The sequence below is a fragment of the Alcaligenes endophyticus genome (assembly GCF_026344035.1).
Lineage (GTDB): Bacteria > Pseudomonadota > Gammaproteobacteria > Burkholderiales > Burkholderiaceae_B > Alcaligenes > Alcaligenes endophyticus.
In genome coordinates, this window is the sequence record NZ_JAPKND010000001.1 from 910,294 (window position 1) to 930,319 (window position 20,026).

Below are 20,026 nucleotides of genomic sequence, written 5' to 3' on the forward strand. Positions count from 1 at the left end.
TTTCTCTGTGTACTTCATAATTATTGGATAAGCAGCTCGGGACTTTTGCGCCCATTGTTTTGTCCTGCTGATAAAACACTTTATCAGTCAGGCCATGTAGCCGGCTCCAGACAAACACAATAGACCGTACCCGAGCTCAAACAGCGAGAGAGTGCCCGCTGCGCTCAGCATATGCACACTGCCGGCTCCCTTACCGCTGTTCAACTTTTTTAACTTTCAGCAAGGGTAACCATGACTAACAGAATCTCCTGCCAGCGATTGCAAGTCGCCGAGGTGCTTCATCAGTTCATCGAACAAGAAGCCCTACCCGGTACAGGTGTTTCATCCGAAACTTTCTGGACAGGCTTCGACCAACTGATACATGACCTAGCCCCCAAGAATCGCGCCCTGCTGGCTGAGCGTGATCGCTTGCAAGCCGAGCTAGATAAATGGCATAGCAGTCACCCAGGTCCTATCACCGATATGGAAGCCTACAAAAGCTTTCTGCGTAGCATCGGCTACCTCGTTGATGCTCCCAGCTCGGCCACAGTTAATACCAGCAATGTAGACACTGAAATTACTGAGCAAGGTGGCCCGCAGCTGGTCGTGCCAGTAATGAATGCGCGTTATGCTTTGAATGCAGTCAACGCCCGTTGGGGTAGCTTGTACGATGCCTTGTATGGCACGAACGCTATCTCCGACGAAGGTGGTGCAGAGCGTGGTGGTGCGTACAACCCCGTACGCGGCGCCAAGGTCATTGCTTTTGCTCGCCAGTTTCTCAATGACACCTTACCGCTAAGCACGGGCTCACACACACAAGCCACGTCCTACACCATTGCCGACGGAGCATTGCGCGTTATCTTAGATAACGGCGAAGTGGCTAGCCTACAAGATCCCAGCACCTTAATCGGTTACCGTGGTCAGCCAGATGCACCTGAAGCCATTGTGTTTGATCACAACGGCCTACGCTTTGAGCTGCAAATTGATCCCACCAGCCCTATCGGCAAAACCGATGCAGCAGGCATTAAAGATGTCCTGCTTGAGTCCGCACTGACAACGATCATGGATTGCGAAGACTCCGTTGCAGCGGTTGATGCCAGTGACAAAGTTCTGGCCTACCGCAACTGGTTAGGTTTGATCACTGGTGATCTCGAAGAAACCATACAAAAAGGCGACAAAACATTTGTCCGTCGCTTGCATGCTGACAGAACCTATACTGGTTTAGATGGTCAAGAGAAAACCCTACCTGGCCGCTCCATGATGTTCATCCGAAACGTTGGCCACTTGATGACCAACCCAGCCATATTGGATGAAAATGGCCAGGAAATCCCTGAAGGTCTACTCGACGCAACCATCACTGCGCTGATCGGAATGCACGACCTAAAGCTGAAAAAGAACTCCCGCACGGGTTCCATTTATGTAGTTAAGCCAAAAATGCACGGCCCCGCCGAGGTTGCATTTGCTAGCGAAACCTTTAGCCGTGTCGAACAGTTCCTTGGTCTGCCTGCCAATACCGTTAAGTTAGGCATCATGGACGAAGAGCGTCGTACCAGTGTCAATCTGAAAGCATGTATTGCTCAGGCTCTGGAGCGAGTGGTGTTCATTAACACGGGCTTCTTAGACCGCACTGGTGACGAAATTCATACTTGCATGCAAGCGGGCCCTGTCGTGCGCAAAGGCGAAATGAAAAACCAACCTTGGCTTTCCGCTTACGAGCGGAATAACGTTCAAGTTGGATTGCAATGTGGTTTGAAAGGCCGTGCCCAGATTGGTAAGGGTATGTGGGCCATGCCCGATTTAATGGCTGAAATGCTAGAGCAAAAAATTGCTCACCTAGAAGCGGGTGGCAATACGGCTTGGGTACCTTCTCCTACGGCGGCCACCTTACACGCTGTGCACTACCACAAAGTGGATGTAAAAGCAGTCCAAGCTAGCCTAGAAGGGCAAAACCTGAACCTGCTCGATGACATTCTCACTATTCCAGTCGTAAGCAAGCCAGAGTGGACAGCAGAAGAAATTCAGCAAGAAATTGATAACAATGCGCAAGGTATCCTTGGCTACGTCGTACGCTGGATCGATCAAGGCGTGGGCTGCTCCAAAGTGCCTGATATTCACGACGTCGGACTCATGGAAGATCGCGCTACCCTGCGTATTTCTAGCCAGCATATCGCTAACTGGTTATTGCATGGTGTAGTCAGCCGTGAGCAAGTGGAAGCTAGCTTACACCGCATGGCCGCTATTGTTGATCAGCAAAATGCTGGAGACCCGTTGTACAAAAACATGGCGGGTAACTGGGAAACCTCTGAGGCCTACAAAGCTGCAGCCGATTTGGTTTTCAAAGGCCTAGAACAGCCCAACGGCTATACTGAGCCACTGTTACACCAATGGCGTTTGCACGTTAAAGCACATTAATAGCTTGACGTAAACTGGCTGTAAAGCTCCTAGTTAGCCTACTAACTAGGAGCTTTTTTTATCTTGATTCTTCACTTTTACCCGCTTCTAGGCCCTATACAATTACCTACCGCTATATACTCAAGCATATACCCATTATTTTTTTAAATAGCCTTCTCTCATGCCTGTATTCTTTGAGCAAAACTTAATTGATAGCTGGATTAACGAGGATGCTCCGTTACTAGACCTAACTAGTCAGGTAATGGGCTTACACCACCAAGCAAGTCAAATGACTTTTATTGCTCGTGGCAATTATATTGTCGCAGGTAGCGAAGAGGTAATGCGTGTGATCACGAACTGCCAAGGGCAGGTCACTGACTATCTACCCAGCGGGACCTCATGCCATGCGGGACAGGCTATTTTGCATTGCACAGGGCCAGCCCATGCTCTACTGCGCGCATGGAAGGTCAGTCAAAACATATTCGAATTCGCTTGCGGTATTGCTACTCAAACACATGCTTTGGTCACAACGGTTAAGCATCACAACTCCAAAGCCGCTGTGCTCACAACACGTAAACACGCTCCAGGCTTACGCAAGCTAGCGCTCAAGGCAACCTTAGCTGGGGGCGCTATGCCCCATCGCCTAGGGCTTAGCGAAACCGTATTAATTTTTCCTCAACATCGTGCCTTATTAGGTGACTGGCAGAACATACAAGCAGCCCTGCAGGCACGCCAAGGCGAGTTAGCCGAAAAAACCGTGGTTATAGAAGTGGAAACATTGGAGCAGGCAAAGCAGGCCATTCAAGCCGGGGCAGATGCCTTACAGTTTGATAAAGTACCCGCAGCGCAGCTAACTGAGTGGGTCAGCCAACTGCGCCCATTACATCCTCACCTACGCTTCCTGGCGGCTGGGGGCATCCGGTTAGACAACGCAGTTGCCTATGCTTGCAGCGGGGTAGATGCTTTGGTCACCAGCAGCTTGTACTATGCGCCACCCGCTGACATCGGTGTACGCATAGAAAAAGGCGACGCCCAATAGGGCATCGCCTTTTTTCCTAAGCAGTACCGGCGAAACCTAACCACGCACTTGTGTTAGTAGCTCATCTAACCAGGCCAAGAGCAAATCAACTTCTTCTGCCGTAACGTTCAGGGCAGGCATAAAGCGCAATAAGTTAGGACGCGGAGCATTCAGCAACAAGCCCTCAGGTGAGCGTTCACGCGCAGCGTTAACAAGCGCTGGGCCGTCATCCTGATCAAGCATCAAAGCGCGTAACAAGCCTGTTCCACGTTCGCCATGCATACCCCACTTAGCGCTAATCGCTTCTAGCCCTTCGGACAATTGCTGTGCCCGCGCATTAACAGCGGTAAGAAAACCCGGGGAAGTAAGCTCATCAAATACCGCTACACCTGCAGCAGCCATGACGGGGTTGCCGTTATACGTGCCACCTTGATCACCATGCTGAAAACACGAGACTTCTTCACGGGCACACAAAGCCGCTAACGGTACCCCAGCACCAATGCCTTTACCCAAGGTCATGATGTCAGGACGTATACCGGAATGCTCATACGCAAACAAAGTACCTGTGCGTCCCATGCCGGTTTGCACTTCATCGACGATAAGCAACAATTTGTGCTGATCGGCTAATTCGCGCAGGCCTTGCATGAACTCATCGGTGGCAGGAATTACCCCTGCTTCACCTTGTACGGGCTCAAGCATAATGGCAACCGTACTATTGTCAATTAAGGCCGCAACAGAATCTAGATCGTTGAGCTCGGCTTTAGGGAACCCTTCAACCTGAGGAGCAAACAGGCGATCCCAACCAGGCTTACCCGATGCGGACATAGTGGCTAACGTACGGCCATGGAAGCTATGGTTGAAGGTGATGATTTTATAAGCACCTTCTTTGTGAATTTGCCCCCATTTACGCGCTAGCTTAATCGCCCCTTCGTTCGCCTCAGCACCACTGTTAGCAAAGAATACGCGATCAAAACACGAGTTCTGAACAATGCGTTTGGCCAGCTCAATGGAGGGCTGATTGTAAAAAGCGGGCGATGGATTCATAAGGGTGGCCGACTGCTCGGCCATGGCCTTCACCACACTTAACGGACTATGACCTAGCGAATTGACGGCCCAACCTTGGATCATATCCAAGTATCGCTTACCGCTATGATCCTCTAACCAAGATCCTTGTCCACGCACAAATACCAGCTCTGGACGCTGAGTAATCTCCATTAAGGCACGCACCCCGGCCCGATCAAATTCCATAATGGCAAACCCTGATGATAAAAAAAGAAAACACCAGCCTAGGCTGGACATAGAGCAATTTTAACGCAGCAACTGGTGCTACATCCTTTTCAGCAGATGATAAGTTCTGACTATCCCTTTTATACTACTTTCAGGGCAAGTTTACCGTTGCACAACTCACAAAAGACTCAATTGTTCTTGTCCAGAACCGGCCATTTGCTCTAATGGCAATAAACCACTGGCTTTCACCCCCAACAAACGTATGCGTCGGTTCAGTGCAACACGCTTCAAGTTTTGACCTGCTGCATGATGTATGTCACTGGCCGATACCACCGGATGCTGCAAACTGCTATCGCGCGTCACCACGTTAAAGTCAGCAAATTTAAGTTTAATGCCTATGCTTTGAGCGCATAACTGCTTCTTATGCAGGTCATCTTCAAGCTGCCTACATAAGCGCCTAAAAGTAGCGGATAACTGTGCTTTATCGTGGCGTACGTGCAAATCGCGCTCGAACGTTGTCTCACGGCTTAATGACTTCGGCTCAGAGTATGTATTAACTGGCCTGTCGTCCTCACCCTGAGCTGCTTGGCTCAACCACAAAGCATAACGTAAGCCAAAGCTATTCTGTAATACATGGGCTGGTGTTGCGGCCAACTGCCCGATAGTATGGATCCCCATGGCGTACAGCTTTTGTTGTGACTTGGGCCCTATACCATTTATTTTACTTACTGCTAAAGGCCAAATACGTGTGGCGACATCGTCTAGCGTGAGCACGCAAACCCCATTTGGCTTATGAAGTTCAGAGGCAATTTTAGACAATAGCTTATTGGGCGTAATGCCCACCGAGCAGGTCATCCCGGTAGCATCCCATACTGCCTGCTGTATACCTTGGCCTAATAAATAACTTTCCTCTGGCAACGACGAGACATCCACATAGATTTCATCTATGCCGCGGTCCTCTATGGCTGCAGAAATACTGGCCACTGCCTGCTTAAATAAGCGTGAATAATGCCTGTAAGCATTGAAATCAGCAGGCAACAGTAGGGCATCGGGAGCCAATTGAGCTGCCTTCATCAAGCCCATCGCGGAAAACACCCCTAATTGCCTAGCTTCATAAGTTGATGTGGTGACCACTCCACGTCCTACGTAATCGGCCAAACGAGCCGCCTCCCAGCGGCCATCAGAGTGGATGACCGGAGCAGGGGTGCTGCGCCCCCCAATAACCACCGCCTGCCCACGCAACTGAGGATACTTAAGCAGCTCCACCGAGGCATAGAACGCATCCATATCGACATGTGCAATTCGACGATTCATACGCTTATAACACTGTTTATTTACACAGCCACCATCATACTTAACATTCTAGTAGCTGGGGTTTTTCTTGCTCGCCTCTGCTTGCTCACACAATAGCCATACACAACAAAAGTAGAGCGGATGTGGAATACAAGCGTATTCCATACGCTATGCCCACTTTCTAATTATCAAATTTGAGAAAAACAATGAAGCTGCTAAATAAATCATGAAATAAACCGTATAAAACGAACGCCTTATCTCAACCACTTATTACTTCTACACTTAAGTTTATTAAGATAAAGAATGAGCGGTGTAATACCTTATGCTTACAACAGGCTTACCCATCACACTGTTTACTGCACGGGCCTAATCGGCATGCCAGCATGAGTAGGAAATCAAGTGCTGTACTCACGTATCGTTATAAAAAAATGGTATTGGCTGGATCTTAACTGACACTGTACAGATACACACATAATTTAAATCTAGGCATTATGATAATCACTGAGATGTACCAACCTACTAAAAGACATAGAATATAGCTCACCACATTTTAAAAATAAAATTCTAATATTGACGCCAATACCTCTATTCAGGCACTATTTTGTGCTCTGAACAATTCCACATCTCCGAGGAGTTTTGTTGCATGAAAAAAACTATGCTCGCTACCGCTTTGGCGGGGCTAATGATGATGCCCTTGGCGCTTCAGGCCAAGACATTTAAATGGGCCAGTCAAGGCGATATCCTGACGCTAGACCCACATGCCCAAAATGAAGGCATGACCATTGCCGCCTCCAGCTATGTCTATGAGCCTCTTGTGGCCTACGATAAAGACTTCAACCTTGAGCCAGCCTTGGCGACTAGTTGGGAACTGATCGAGCCTACTCGCTTACGTTTAAAATTACGTGAGAACGTCAAGTTTCATGATGGTGCTCCCTTTACCGCCGAAGATGTCATCTTCTCTATCGGCCGAGCAATGGCACCCACGTCACACTTTAAAGCCTATGCCAACGGCATAGAAAAAGTAGAAAAGGTCGATGACCTGACCGTGGATATCATCACAGACAAGCCTAACCCCGTGTTACTACGTCAGCTAACCAACTTATTCATTATGAACAAAGCGTGGTCTGAGGCTAATAATGCGACACAACCTCAAGACTTTTCGGCGAATCAAGAAACCTATTCGGCTCGCAACACCAACGGCACCGGACCTTATAAGCTTGTTTCACGTGAAATCGACATCCGCACCGTATTTGATGAAAACGAGAACTGGTGGAACAAGGCCGATAAGGTCGGTAATGTCACGCGCATCGAATACAGCCCCATCAAGCAAAATGCCACGCGTACCGCCGCCTTGTTATCAGGTGAGATTGATTTTGTACTGGATCCTCCGGCACAAGATCTGCAACGCCTAAAACAACAGGCAAAAGTGCTAGAAGGTAACGAGTACCGTACCATTTATTTAGGTCTGGACCAAAAAAGTCCTGAGCTTAAATATAGCTCTGTAAAAGGTAAAAACCCCTTTGCTGACCCCCGTGTGCGCGAAGCCCTATACCTAGGCATTGATACCGAAGCGATAAAAAAAGCGGTTATGCGCGGTTCATCACTGCCCACAGGCACCATGGTCGCCCCTCAGGTACACGGTTGGACGCAAGAGTTAGCGAAGCGTTTGCCGCACGACCCTGAAAAAGCCAAAGCATTGCTACAAGAGGCTGGCTATGGTCCAAATGAGCTCGACTTTACGTTAGATTGTCCTAACAACCGCTACATTAACGATGAGGCCATCTGCCAAGCGATCGTCGGCATGTGGGCACGTATAGGGGTCAAAGCCTCGCTCAATACAATGCCACGCGCGACCTACTTCCCCAAAGTACAGTCCTACGACAGCAGCGCCTATATGTTTGGCTGGGGTGTACCCACCTTCGATGCTCTCTACACCTTACAAAGCTTGCTCCATAGCAAAGGAGAGGGGGCGGATGGATCATTTAACTTTGGTAACTACAGCAACCCCGAGGTCGATGAGCTCATCGAGATTGTCAAAGTCGAGACCGATGAAGCTAAACGCGATGCTGCCATTCATAAAGCACTGGAAATTCATGCACAGGAATTCGGACATATTCCTTTACATGACCAGGTCATCCCATGGGCGATGCGTAAAAATATCGACGTGATTCACCGCGCCGACAACCGCCTGACCGCCGAATGGGTCACCGTCAACTAAACTAACCTCTACTGCCTTACCGCCTATTTATAGCGGTAAGGCTACAGCCCCCCACCTATGCTGGTATTTATCATCCGACGCCTTATTCAGGCCGTTCTTGTCATGTTAACGGTCAGCTTGCTGGCCTTTGTCTTATTTCGTTATATCGGCGACCCCGTCACTATCATGCTAGGGCAAGACGCCACCGAGCAAGACCGTATCCATTTACGCGCCAGCCTCGGTTTGGATCAACCTGCCCCCGTACAATTTGTCCGCTTTGTTGAGCAGGCCGTACAAGGGCAGTTTGGCCTATCTTTGCGCCAAGCCCAACCGGTCTCCCAATTGCTCAAAGAGCGACTTCCCGCCACAGTGGAACTGTCTGTCGCCGCCGCCCTATTGGCTTTACTTATCGGCTTACCCTTGGGGGTTTACACGGCGTTAAAACGTAATGGCTGGTTAGCACAAAGCATCCTCGCCTTTTCCTTATTAGGTATTTCACTGCCTACCTTTTTAATTGGAATTTTATTAATTTTGGTGTTTTCGGTGCAGCTAGGCTGGCTACCCAGCTATGGACGCGGCACGGTCGTACACCTAGGCTGGTGGACCACTGGCCTGCTCACCCTTGATGGTCTCAGGCATTTAATCTTGCCAGCCATAACCCTGAGCCTATTCCAACTGACACTCATACTGCGCTTAGTTCGTTCCGAAATGCTTGAGGTCTTACGAACCGACTATATAAAATTTGCTCGTGCACGCGGGCTTAGCCAACGTGCTATCCATTTTGGTCATGCTCTCAAAAACACAATGGTGCCCGTGATTACCATTACCGGCTTGCAACTAGGTGGGATTATTGCTTTTGCTATTGTGACGGAAACCGTTTTCCAGTGGCCGGGCATGGGCTTGCTATTTATTCAAGCGGTACAGTTTGCGGATGTTCCTGTCATGGCGGCCTATCTTTGTTTGATTGCACTGGTGTTTGTCATCATCAACCTATTAGTTGATTTATTGTATTTTGCGGTTGACCCTCGTCTGCGCACCCAATTATCCAAAGCGAAGGGGCACTGATATGAACGCCACTTTTCATCGAATCTGGAATAGCGATCTGGTGTGGTCCTGGCGCCATTCTCCAGTAGCGATCATCGCTACAGTCATGACCTTACTGCTATTTATTGGCGCTTTAGGTTCAACCTGGCTAGCCCCTTTCGACCCCTTTGACTTAGCCTCCATCAATCTTATGGATGCGCTTAAACCACCGGCATGGTCTGAGGACGGGGAAATGCCGTATTTTCTCGGCACAGATAGCCAAGGACGAGACCTGTTCTCCGCCTTGCTCTATGGTACTCGCACCTCGTTGCTCATCGGCTTGGCCTCTGTTTTACTGGCCATGTTAGTAGGCATAGTACTGGGGCTGATTGCTGGCTATGCTGGCGGCCGCCTAGATGCATTCATCATGCGCGTGGCCGATGTGCAATTGTCCTTCCCAGCCATCCTCATTGCGTTGTTAATAGATGGTGTCGCACGTGCTGTCTTTCCCCTCAGCATGCATGAAACTATTGCTTTCCCCGTGCTAATTGGAGCGATCGCCTTGGCTGGGTGGCCTCAATATGCAAGAACGGTACGTGGCTCTACCCTCGTCGAAAAAAACCGTGAATACGTCCAAGCAGCCAAAGTCATCGGCGTGTCAGCACCACGCATTATGTTCAGTCATGTGTTGCCCAACGTACTAGGCCCGGTCTTAATTCTTGCCACCGTACACTTGGCCACCGCCATCATTACTGAAGCCACCTTATCCTTTCTAGGAGTAGGGGTGCCCCCAACATCTCCTTCTCTAGGCACCTTAATTCGCATCGGAAATGACTTTCTTTTCTCCGGTGAGTGGTGGATCACTATTTTCCCAGGACTCATGCTGGTTCTGCTGGTGTTGTCGGTCAACCTGCTCGGAGACTGGCTACGCGATGCACTTAACCCAAAACTGAACTGAACCCATGACTGAATTACTTTCTGTGCAAAATCTCTGCGTGGAGTTTCCCACTCGTCATGGGGTGCTGCATGCGTTAGACCATGTTTCTTTTGCTATTGCCGCCGGCGAAGTACTAGGCGTAGTAGGGGAGTCCGGTGCAGGTAAATCACTGACTGGCGCCTCTATTATCGGGCTGCTTGATCCCCCGGGCCGTATCCGTAATGGCCAAATTTTACTCGAGGGCCAACGTATAGATCATCTTACCGAGGATCAAATGCGCCCAATACGAGGACGTAAAATTGGCGCTATTTTTCAAGACCCACTGACCTCCCTCAACCCCTTGTATACCGTTGGCCAGCAGCTTATCGAAACTATTGTTACGCACCTGCCACTCACTAACAAACAAGCCCGCGAGCGCGCCATCGAATTACTAGAGGCGACCGGCATTCCTGCTGCACGAGAACGTATTGATCACTACCCCCATCAGTTTTCGGGGGGCATGCGACAGCGGGTCGTCATTGCTCTAGCCTTGGCGGCCGAGCCCAAGCTGATTGTGGCAGACGAACCCACCACCGCCTTGGATGTATCCATACAGGCTCAAATTATCGAGCTCATTAAAGACTTATGTCGCTCGCAAGGTACCGCTGTGATGCTTATCACGCACGATATGGGCGTGATTGCAGAAACAGCCGACCGTGTAGCCGTGATGTATGCAGGTCGCATTATAGAAATAGGGCCAGTCCAAGATGTGATCCAAAACCCGAGTCACCCTTATACCGCTGGACTCATGCGCTCCATCCCCTCTCTTGACGGAAACTTAGCGCGATTAGAGCAGATACCTGGGAGTATGCCGCGCCTGAACGCTATCCCTAAGGGTTGTGCCTTTAACCCGCGCTGCAGTCACGTTATGGAGCGCTGTTTGCAAGAGCGCCCTGAACTGATGCCTGCGCCCCCTCATTCACAAGCAGCTTGTTGGTTGCTACAGACGGAGTCGCTATGACACAAGAGTATCTCGTCGAAGTAAACGACGCCGCCTGCTGGTTTGATGTCTCCCCCTCTTTACTAGAGCGCTTGGTCTATCGCAAACCCAAAGTGAACCTGCGGGCCGTAGACGGCGTCAGTTTCTCCTTACGTAAAGGGGAAACACTGGCCTTAGTAGGCGAATCGGGCTGTGGAAAATCTACTGTCGCCCGCCTATTGACCGGCCTCTATCAGCCTACTCGAGGCGATATTAAATATCAGGGCCGCTCCATCAACAACATGAGCAAGCCAGAGCTACAAGCAATCCGTAAGCGCAGGCAAATGATCTTTCAGGACCCCTACGCCAGCCTAAATCCGCGCTGGCGAGTAGGCCGTATCATTGCCGAGCCCTTAGCCACCCACACCAACCTAAACCCACAGCAACAGCAAGAGCGGGTAGGCGAGCTCTTAAGCCAAGTAGGTCTAGCCCCTAGTGATGCTCAGCGCTATCCCCATCAATTCTCAGGGGGGCAGCGCCAGCGTATTTCTATCGCTCGCGCCTTAGCACTGCAACCCGAGTTCATCGTGTGTGACGAGCCCACTTCGGCTTTAGATGTCTCGGTACAGGCCCAAGTGCTCAACCTCATGAAAGACTTGCAGCGCGACTTAGGCCTGACTTACTTATTCATTTCGCATAATCTGGCCGTTGTGCATCATGTGGCTGACCGAGTAGGAGTCATGTATTTGGGGCGTATCGTTGAAATTGCCGATCGTGACGCCTTGTTCTCCCATGCCCAACACCCTTACACCCGTATGCTCTTGGGCGCTATCCCCGACATCAGCGGTGCCGGGAAAAGCCGCATCCCTGTTGCAGGGGAAGTGCCCAACCCACTGAACCCTCCATCAGGCTGTACCTTTCATCCTCGCTGCCCTTTGGCTAATGATCGCTGTCGCATCGAGGTTCCCACCTTAGTGGCCCGCACCGGACATGAAACCGCCTGCCATGCCGTAGAAGAAGGGCGCGTGGGCTAAGATCCTCTAACCTAGAGCAATCCATGCTCGGGCTAGCCCGAGCATGGATTACTTTTTCTAGGGTAGCGGCAGAGTTTTTATGCCTTGTTTCCGCTTGCTGTCGTTTCTACACTTTGTCATACAAGTCTTGAAAGACATACAACGACAAGGAGACAAGCATGAAGCGATTCGCCCATGCATTTAGCATAGCCGCTGTAAGCCTACTATTCGGATGCCACAGCCTGACTTATGCCGCGAGTGATTATCCTAGCAAAAATATACGTGCCATCATCCCCTTTCCGGCAGGAGGCATTAATGACACCGTTGCACGGCTGTTCTTTACACAAGCAGCAAAAGCATTGGGCAAAGAGGTCATTATTGATAATCGACCCGGTGCTGGCGGAATGATAGGAACACGCGTTGCGGTGGACAGCAAACCAGACGGTTACACCGTGCTCCTGGGCGCAGCCAGTACCATCTCGGTAGCCCCTAACCTGTATAAAGACGTAAAATATAATCCCAGTACAGACCTCATTGCCGTAGGCGGTATTGCCGCCGTCCCTAGCGTCATGCTGGTCAATAAAGACGCTGCATTCCAGAGCCTTCAAGCGCTCATTGAGCAGGCCCGGCAAGAGCCTGGTAGCTTAAATTATGGCTCTGCCGGCTCAGGTACAAGCCACCATGTGCAAACAGAAATGCTGGCCCTAGACGCCGACATAGAAATCATACACGTGCCCTACCAAGGAGGTGCGCCCGCTATGACTGATCTCATTGGTGGACAGTTGCAAATGCTGCTAGAACCCTTACCAACCGCCTTACCCCATATAGAAAGTGGGCGCGTACGTCCTTTAGGTATTACCCAAAAAGACCGGTCTGAGCTATTGCCTGCAGTCCCCACCTTTGACGAAGCGGGCGTCCCCGGATACGAAGCCACAACATGGTTTGGTGTTTTTGTACCCAGTGACACTCCCGCCCCCATTGTGAGCTTTCTGAGTCAGGCCATCGATACCAGCTTAGAGGACCCTGCTTTTATCAAAGATCTGCAACAACGAGGTATTACACCTATGCCCATGTCACAAGATCAATTTCAAGCATTCGTCAATACTCAAAACTCCCTTTGGAAAAATGTAATCACCAAGGCTAAGCTACAGATACCTTAATGCTTTCTCTTGGTTTCATGACTGTACGCCGCCAACTCCCCCCTCTACCCGCTATACGTTGCTTCGAAGCCTCGGCCCGGCATTTATCTTTCACTCTTGCTGCTGATGAGCTTTGCGTCACCCAAGGCGCCATCAGCCAGCAAGTGCGTAAACTGGAAGACTATCTAGGGAAAACCTTATTTCTGCGCAAGACACGTCAATTAGAACTCACCGAAACGGGGCTGGAGTATTACACCGTCTGTCGTTACCTGCTAGAAGATTTGGAAAAAACCACGCAGCGTATTATGCAGAAAAACACTACCAATACGCTCACCATACAGACCATGCCGACCATCAGCGTCCTGTGGCTAATGCCTCGTCTAGCTGATTTTGCAACGCAACACCCCTCGATTGAAGTACGCGTAGTCTCAGACATACGCAGTTTAAATATGAGCACCGACGGCATAGATTTGGCCATACGGGTAGGGAAGCTCCCAGGGCAGCATTATCCCGCCCTTGCCCCGACCATTGACCTTGATTTAGTGAGCCATTGGAACGGCGTGCAGTCTGACTATCTATTCCGCGACAGACTGGTACCGATTATGGCCCGCGAGCTGTACGAGCGGGTGGGCCCCATCCGTTCTATTGCTGAATTACAAAAAGTACCCTTAATACAAAACTCCACACGCGCTAATGCATGGCGCGACTGGTTTCGCGCCCACCAGGCGAATGCCAATCTTGAACACCAACAAATTGAATGCGGCCACTTTTATATTGCTTTACAACTTGCTCAGTCGGGCCAAGGAGTAGCGCTAGTCCCCGATGTGCTTCTGCAGGGCTACCCAGGCCAAAAAGAGCTGATCCAGGCCCTACCTGACCTAGCCTTACAAAACAGTGCAGGAGCTTATTACCTATTAGCGCATGACAACAGTTTGCCACGACCTGCCGTCAGTACCTTTCGCGACTGGCTACTAGGACAAGCCGAAATTACACGCAACGCATTAGTTTAACTATGTCATCGTAGAAATTTTTATAGTTTGTCCGCAGTTCCTGCGCCCCCTACTATAGATTCAGCATTAAAAAATCTATGCTTTATAGGGAGCACAGTATCAATGAAGCATTTACGTATAGGGATAGCCGGTTACGGCGCAATAGGCCGTGACCTGGCTGCAGCATTAGATCAGAATCAAGACGGTTTACAACTAAGCGCCATTGCCGTACGTAACCCTCAACAGCCGCCGGACATCAGCCATTTACGCAGCACCCCCACCATCACCGATATCGCAGGCTTAGAAGCCTTGTGTGACTTGGTCATTGAGTGCGCTCCTGCCAGTCAGTTATCGACCATCGCCAAACCTTTTCTCAAAGCGGGCAAACAGGTACTGACACTTAGCTCCGGCGCCTTACTTAATCACCCCGAACTCATCGAACTGGCCAGAGAGCATGGCGGCACCATACTGATACCCACCGGCGCCTTATTAGGACTCGACGCAGTAAGTGCTGCGGCTCAGGGGCAGGTCAATGAGGTACGCATGATTACCCGCAAGCCACCCGCTGGCTTGCTAGGCGCTCCGTATTTGGAACAACACAACATTGATGTGCTGGGCCTGCAAGAGCCCACCAAAATCTTTGATGGTACTGCCCGTGAAGCAGCTGCTGGTTTTCCAGCCAACTTGAACGTCGCAGTCAGTTTGTCATTGGCTGGCATTGGCCCCGATAAGACACGCTTGGAAATTTGGGCCGATCCTACTGTGACGCGCAACATACACCGAATACAGGTGGACTCCGATGCTGCAGTTTTAAATATGGAGATTCAAAACATCCCCAGCAGCAACCCGCGCACGGGCCGCATCACCGCGCAAAGTGTGATCGCTCTATTACGCAAAATCAATGCACCGTTGCGAGTTGGCACCTAGTCGCTTCAACACTGAACAGGAGAATTCCCGATGGATTTAGGTATTAAAGATAAAGTAGCCTTGGTACAAGGCGCAGGCGGGGGGCTAGGGGGAGCCATTGCCCAAGCATTAGCTGCTGAGGGGGCCCGTGTGATGGTATGCGACTTATCGGAAGAAAGTGCTCAGCTTACAGTTAGCCGAATTCGTGACGCAGGCCATCAAGCCCATGCCTTACAGTGGGATCTGGCCGACCTAGACAGCTATGACGCCAAGCTTGAACACATCCAACAGTTGCTTGGCCCCGTCAGCATACTGGTCAATAACACCGGCGGTCCACCACCCAATCTACTGGGCGAAGTAAGCGTGGAGCAGTGGCAAACACACTTCCAGTCTATGGTGCTATCCGTTATCCAATTGACCGAAAAAGTGCTACCCGGTATGCGGGCAGCAAACTGGGGGCGAATTATCACCAGCACTTCATCAGGTGTGATAGCCCCCATTCCCAACCTAGGTGTATCCAACGCTCTACGTTCCACCTTAGTGGGATGGTCAAAAACTCTGGCGCGCGAAGTAGCCGCTGATCAAATTACCGCCAACATCATTTTGCCCGGCCGTATTGCTACCTCTAGAATCCACGCCCTGGATGTAGCCAAGGCTCAACGCGAAAACCGCAGCGTAGAGAGTGTCAGCCAAGAAAGCACCGCTAGCATCCCTATGCGCCGCTATGGCAAACCCAGTGAGTACGGCAGCACCGTGGCTTATCTAGCCAGCGAGCAGGCCTCTTATATTACAGGCAGCATCCTACGTGTGGATGGTGGCCTCATCAATGCTATTTAAAGGAAGCTAATCATGGATCAAGCAAAAAAACTGGAAATACGTGAGCGTTTTCTGAAACTGGACACCTCAAATGTGGCCGATGTCTTGGACGAGCTGGGGTACCCTAACCAAGGTCTAGCGCAAGACTTTGCTCAGCAAACCGAAGGCGGCGTTCTGGCTGGCTGGGCTTACACCATACAAGGCCAAATGACACCCTATCCATTGGGGGGCGACAAAGAGAAAATGACGGCGTGTGCTGGACTGGGCGAGGGGGATATTTCCGTCTGGGCAGGAAACGGCGAGGGTATCTGCTACTTTGGCGAATTAATAGCTATCGGCATGAAGGAAAAGGGATGCAAAGGGGCCTTGGCAGATGGCGGCATACGCGACACACGTTGGATAGACAAGCAGGCTTTTCCCGTCTTCGCGCGTTATCGCACTCCAGTGCAGTCCATTAGCCGCTGGAAAGTGAATGCGTGGCAAATCCCCGTATTCTTGCGTGGTGCCTGCAGCACATGGGTGGAAGTCAAGCCCGGTGACTTTATATTAGGCGACTCTGATGGGGCCATCGTTGTCCCACAAGCCATCGTTCAAACCGTGCTTGAGAAAACCGAAGCGTTGACGGCCCAGGAAGTGGCTATACGTGAAGATCTCTCCAAGGGCATGACATTGGCTGAGGCCTTGGCGCAATACGGACACGTTTAAGTCTGTTCTCTGGCGACAAGTTGGTAAGTCATGCTTGTCGCCAGGGCAGTGTCAATAAATCAGCTTACTGAAATTGACTTAAGTGGCAAGACAGCAAATCGGCAATCGCACGGTCATCTAGTCCACGTGCACGTAAATCTTGTGCTAAGGCATCGACATCTACGCTGCGTAATGTACGCTCGGCGCCTTGAGCTCGCCCTTCGCGCACGACTTGAAAATCAAAATCACGTGCGGCGCTCTTGCGCACTTCGTAATACATGATTTCATCTATTTCGTTATCGGGCGTAAAGGTTAAAACGGTAGGACGCACGTCGTACAACTGCGCCGTATCAATATACTCAGAGGCGCAAATAATGACCGTATCGCCTTTCTGACAGGTACGCGCGGCAGCGCCATTGAGTACACAGCAACGCGATCCGGGTTCACCATAAATGACATAGGTTGAAATCCGGGCTCCGCTATCTTTGTTCCAAATCTCAACAAACTCCATGGGCAAAATACCCGCTTGTTCACACACCTCAGGATCTAAAGTAATAGACCCATGATAGTTAAGGTCTGCCCCGGTTACCCTGATACCATGTAACTTGGCACTGACTACTTTTTTCATGACGACACTCTATTCCAACCAATGCAGCAATACATCGGTAACATACCAACAAGCGGACTGATGACCTGCAGCGAATCAGCCCCTGAAAGCAGCATCATATACCTAGGCTTAAGAACACTGCGCTTTTTCTACCTAGTGATAGGCTATGTACAACAAATAAACCCTCGTCCAATAAGGCTGTTCACGACTTGGACTGCTTCGAATTGACCTTACCAAAGGGGATATGTACCGAGGGGGATGCGTGCGCCGCCGACTCTAAATGTACTGCTTGATCATCAAAAAAGATATGTGGCTGTAATACCTCTAAGACCCGTCTTTTCTCAACCCCACCCAGAAAAAAAGCCTCATTCACATCTATGCCCCAACTACGCATGGTGTAGATCAGCCGCTCGTGGGCAGGTGCATTCCTAGCCGTCACAATAGCAATCCTAAGGCGTGGTTGATACTTGGGCTCATGCTGCTGCTTTTCTTGCTCTAAGGCCTGTAAACGCGACAGCTTCGTCAAAAAACCTTGCAATAATCCAGGGTTATGGGGCGTGCGTACACGCTCAGTTTCATGCTGCATAAAATGCTGTAAATTGCGCTCGGCCTGATAAATCTGCTCGGCCTCATCATCAATAATGACGCCATCAAAGTCAAAGGCTACCCGCACATGAGGATCACTGTAGTCATCTTGAAAGGCCGTCCGTAATACCTGCCCTGCTGGGTAGCCCGCTTGCACAGCCGCTCGCACATCCCGCTCATTGGCTGATAAAAACAAACTGATAGACAGTGCAGGAATGTAGGGGTAAGGATCGGCTCCCTGCAAAAAAATAGCACGACTAATATCCAACCCATAATGCTGGATAGAGTTCATCACCCGCATACCCGTATTCGGATCATTGCGTGAAAGTAGCATTACCTCCACCACGGGATCATCTGGCGACAAATCATTTAACGCCAACAAGCGTTTAATAAAAGGAAACGCTACCCCTGGCGCAAACGCCTCCGTTTCATGGGCCAACTGATATTTTTTATATTCAGCCTCGCCTTGCGTACGAAAAACATGATCAGACTCTACCAAATCAAATAAGGCGCTTGAGGCCAACCCTATTACTAAACGCTTATCTAAGTCGTAAGACATGCTGAGCTCCAAAACCTTGAGATTTGCCTATACTAATCGTTACGAGGGCAGGGCGCCAACACATACCCCTCGCTTTACAGCCAGAACACTAGACAAGTAAAGTTGAAAGAGTATCCTTTGTATTTTGCTATTGAGCCCAAGGATATTTTTATGAGTGCAACTTACTGTCGCAAGTTCACTTACCAATTGCTACCCAATACGGATTTGCACGCCGACATTCAAAAAATGGCGCGGCGAGCCCAAGCCAATAGCCACTGTTTGCGTTTTGACATACTTCAACAAGACGACCAAGATCAACACTACCAACTCTACGAAGTATGGCAAAGCCGTGCAGCTTATGACGCCTTTCATCAAGCTGAAGCGAATCAAATCATTTTTGAGCAAATTGCACTTTTAGCGCCTAACGCTCAGTCAACCCATACCCAGAGCCTTAACGTCATTGCCTTAAGCCAACCTACACCAAGAAAAAAAACTCAATATTGGGACCCCTATTTATGGATTTGCTTCGCCATGTGCGTAGGGGTAATGGGAACGGCATTAGTCAGCCCACTGTACCCTTTGTATCAACTGCGCTGGGGGTTAAGCCCCGGTGACATCACCGTACTGTATGTGGTGTACATGGGATCAGCGCTGGCAAGCTTACTCTTCCTAGGCCGTCTGAGTGATCGTAAAGGCTATCTACTGGTGCTACGTATAGCCTTATGCTTAGTCACATTGGGCCTATTTTTCTCTGCCATCGCGTGGGACTTAAGTAGCTTTTTATTTAGCCGAATATTGATTGGCCTTGCCTCTAGCATGATTGTTACTTCCGCCTCACTGGGGCTGAGCAAACTTAATCGCACGGGCGACATACAACGAGCGGCCGCCTCCACCACCCTAATGCTAGCCTTGGGATTTGGCTTAGGTCCCGTAGTGGGCGGCATTATTGCGCAATGGCTGCCCAACCCCTTGGTGAGCAGCTATATTCCGTCCCTACTACTCGGGGTGCTCGCTATTTATGCTTTGTATAAAATTAGTCCTCCGCCCGTGCCGCGCACCCAACACAACTACTCATGGCGCGATTACTTGCCCGCTATCGTATTGCCATCGGCAGGCCTGCGTAGACCATTTTTATTAGGCTGTCTGGCAACCTGTTGCGCCTTTAGCATGTTCAGCCTTTATGCGTCATTAGCACCTAGTTTTATGGAAAACATGGTGCCCTGGCATGGCCCCGTAGTCAGCGGATTCTCTATAGGTATTATTTTATTTTTATCCTCGGGCACCCAACTCCTGGCGCGGCGCGTACATAGCAAAAAATGCGTCTTGTTGGGCTTGGCTTCCTTTACCTTAGCTTGCATCAGCCTAGGGCAAAACATTCAGTCCGCCTCCGCATGGCTATTCGTCTTTAGCATACTCATGACCTCCATTGGCCACGGCTTTTGCATGTTAGGTGGAATGAGCATCGTTAATAAGGTGGCCCCCTCCCACTTACGGGCAGGAATGACCTCTACTTACCTGATTATTGGCTATTTAGGTGCCATTGTGCCCACCTTGGCATTAGGCTGGTTAGCCGATTTTATCGGTTTAGATTCCGCCCTAGCTTGGTATTGTGGCATTCTTGCTTTCGTTACCTTAGCGCTAGGTATCATCGGCTGGCGCACTCCACTTGTGCCTACCCACCTGCTGCCCGGGCAGCAAAGTACCAACTAAACTTACCTGGCTGCGT

At 50.2% G+C, this 20,026-nt stretch carries 17 protein-coding genes; 13 read left to right on the top strand and 4 right to left on the bottom strand.

Annotated features, from left to right (window positions below; translation table 11 throughout):
- The first annotated feature begins 231 nt into the window (after positions 1–231).
- Positions 232–2,391 carry a malate synthase G gene (locus OSH01_RS04190; RefSeq protein WP_266122790.1) on the top strand — a complete coding sequence of 720 codons (2,160 nt, stop codon included), beginning with the start codon at positions 232–234 and terminating at the stop codon, positions 2,389–2,391.
- A 160-nt stretch (positions 2,392–2,551) separates the two neighbouring features.
- Positions 2,552–3,409, top strand: a complete 858-nt coding sequence (modD, locus tag OSH01_RS04195; RefSeq protein WP_266122791.1) for a ModD protein — start codon at positions 2,552–2,554, stop codon at positions 3,407–3,409.
- 36 nt (positions 3,410–3,445) lie between these two features.
- On the opposite strand, the gene OSH01_RS04200 is transcribed toward modD, so the two are convergent.
- Positions 3,446–4,636, bottom strand: a complete 1,191-nt coding sequence (locus OSH01_RS04200; protein WP_266122792.1) for an acetylornithine transaminase — start codon at positions 4,634–4,636, stop codon at positions 3,446–3,448.
- A gap of 156 nt (positions 4,637–4,792) precedes the next feature.
- Positions 4,793–5,929: a DNA polymerase IV gene (gene dinB / locus OSH01_RS04205; protein WP_266122793.1), complete on the bottom strand. Its 1,137-nt coding sequence runs from the start codon at positions 5,927–5,929 to the stop codon at positions 4,793–4,795.
- A gap of 622 nt (positions 5,930–6,551) precedes the next feature.
- On the opposite strand from dinB, the gene OSH01_RS04210 reads away from it, so the two are divergent.
- From OSH01_RS04210 to OSH01_RS04255, 10 genes are all read left to right on the top strand, one after another.
- Positions 6,552–8,126, top strand: coding sequence for an ABC transporter substrate-binding protein (locus OSH01_RS04210; RefSeq protein WP_266122794.1), 1,575 nt, complete (start codon positions 6,552–6,554; stop codon positions 8,124–8,126).
- Between the two features lie 57 nt (positions 8,127–8,183).
- Positions 8,184–9,170, top strand: coding sequence for an ABC transporter permease (locus OSH01_RS04215; protein WP_266122795.1), 987 nt, complete (start codon positions 8,184–8,186; stop codon positions 9,168–9,170).
- A gap of 1 nt (position 9,171) precedes the next feature.
- On the top strand, positions 9,172–10,086 hold the full coding sequence (locus OSH01_RS04220) for an ABC transporter permease (protein ID WP_266122796.1): 915 nt from the start codon (positions 9,172–9,174) through the stop codon (positions 10,084–10,086).
- Positions 10,087–10,090: 4 nt separating this feature from the next.
- The gene (locus tag OSH01_RS04225) at positions 10,091–11,065 is read left to right on the top strand and encodes an ABC transporter ATP-binding protein (RefSeq protein WP_266122797.1); all 975 of its coding nucleotides are present in this window, start codon (positions 10,091–10,093) and stop codon (positions 11,063–11,065) included.
- Positions 11,062–12,057: an ABC transporter ATP-binding protein gene (locus tag OSH01_RS04230; protein WP_266122798.1), complete on the top strand. Its 996-nt coding sequence runs from the start codon at positions 11,062–11,064 to the stop codon at positions 12,055–12,057. Before OSH01_RS04225 ends, OSH01_RS04230 begins: the two co-directional genes overlap by 4 nt.
- Before the next feature lie 158 nt (positions 12,058–12,215).
- Entirely contained in the window at positions 12,216–13,196 is a 981-nt protein-coding gene (locus tag OSH01_RS04235) for a Bug family tripartite tricarboxylate transporter substrate binding protein (protein ID WP_266122799.1), read from the top strand.
- Positions 13,197–13,213: 17 nt separating this feature from the next.
- A complete protein-coding gene (locus OSH01_RS04240) occupies positions 13,214–14,185 on the top strand; it encodes a LysR substrate-binding domain-containing protein (protein WP_266122800.1) in 972 nt (323 codons plus the stop codon).
- 102 nt (positions 14,186–14,287) lie between these two features.
- Entirely contained in the window at positions 14,288–15,091 is an 804-nt protein-coding gene (locus tag OSH01_RS04245) for an aspartate dehydrogenase (RefSeq protein WP_266122801.1), read from the top strand.
- A gap of 30 nt (positions 15,092–15,121) precedes the next feature.
- Positions 15,122–15,907, top strand: a complete 786-nt coding sequence (locus tag OSH01_RS04250) for an SDR family oxidoreductase (RefSeq protein ID WP_266122802.1) — start codon at positions 15,122–15,124, stop codon at positions 15,905–15,907.
- Between the two features lie 12 nt (positions 15,908–15,919).
- Entirely contained in the window at positions 15,920–16,591 is a 672-nt protein-coding gene (locus OSH01_RS04255) for an RraA family protein (protein WP_266122803.1), read from the top strand.
- Positions 16,592–16,655: 64 nt separating this feature from the next.
- On the opposite strand, the gene panD is transcribed toward OSH01_RS04255, so the two are convergent.
- Together panD and OSH01_RS04265 are read right to left on the bottom strand one after the other, a co-directional pair.
- The gene (gene panD, locus OSH01_RS04260; RefSeq protein WP_266122804.1) at positions 16,656–17,198 is read right to left on the bottom strand and encodes an aspartate 1-decarboxylase; all 543 of its coding nucleotides are present in this window, start codon (positions 17,196–17,198) and stop codon (positions 16,656–16,658) included.
- Between the two features lie 181 nt (positions 17,199–17,379).
- A complete protein-coding gene (locus OSH01_RS04265; RefSeq protein WP_266122805.1) occupies positions 17,380–18,321 on the bottom strand; it encodes a 5'-nucleotidase in 942 nt (313 codons plus the stop codon).
- A 150-nt stretch (positions 18,322–18,471) separates the two neighbouring features.
- On the opposite strand from OSH01_RS04265, the gene OSH01_RS04270 reads away from it, so the two are divergent.
- Complete coding sequence (locus OSH01_RS04270; RefSeq protein WP_266122806.1) at positions 18,472–20,010, top strand: MFS transporter; 1,539 nt, start codon at positions 18,472–18,474, stop codon at positions 20,008–20,010.
- The last annotated feature ends 16 nt before the right edge of the window (positions 20,011–20,026 follow it).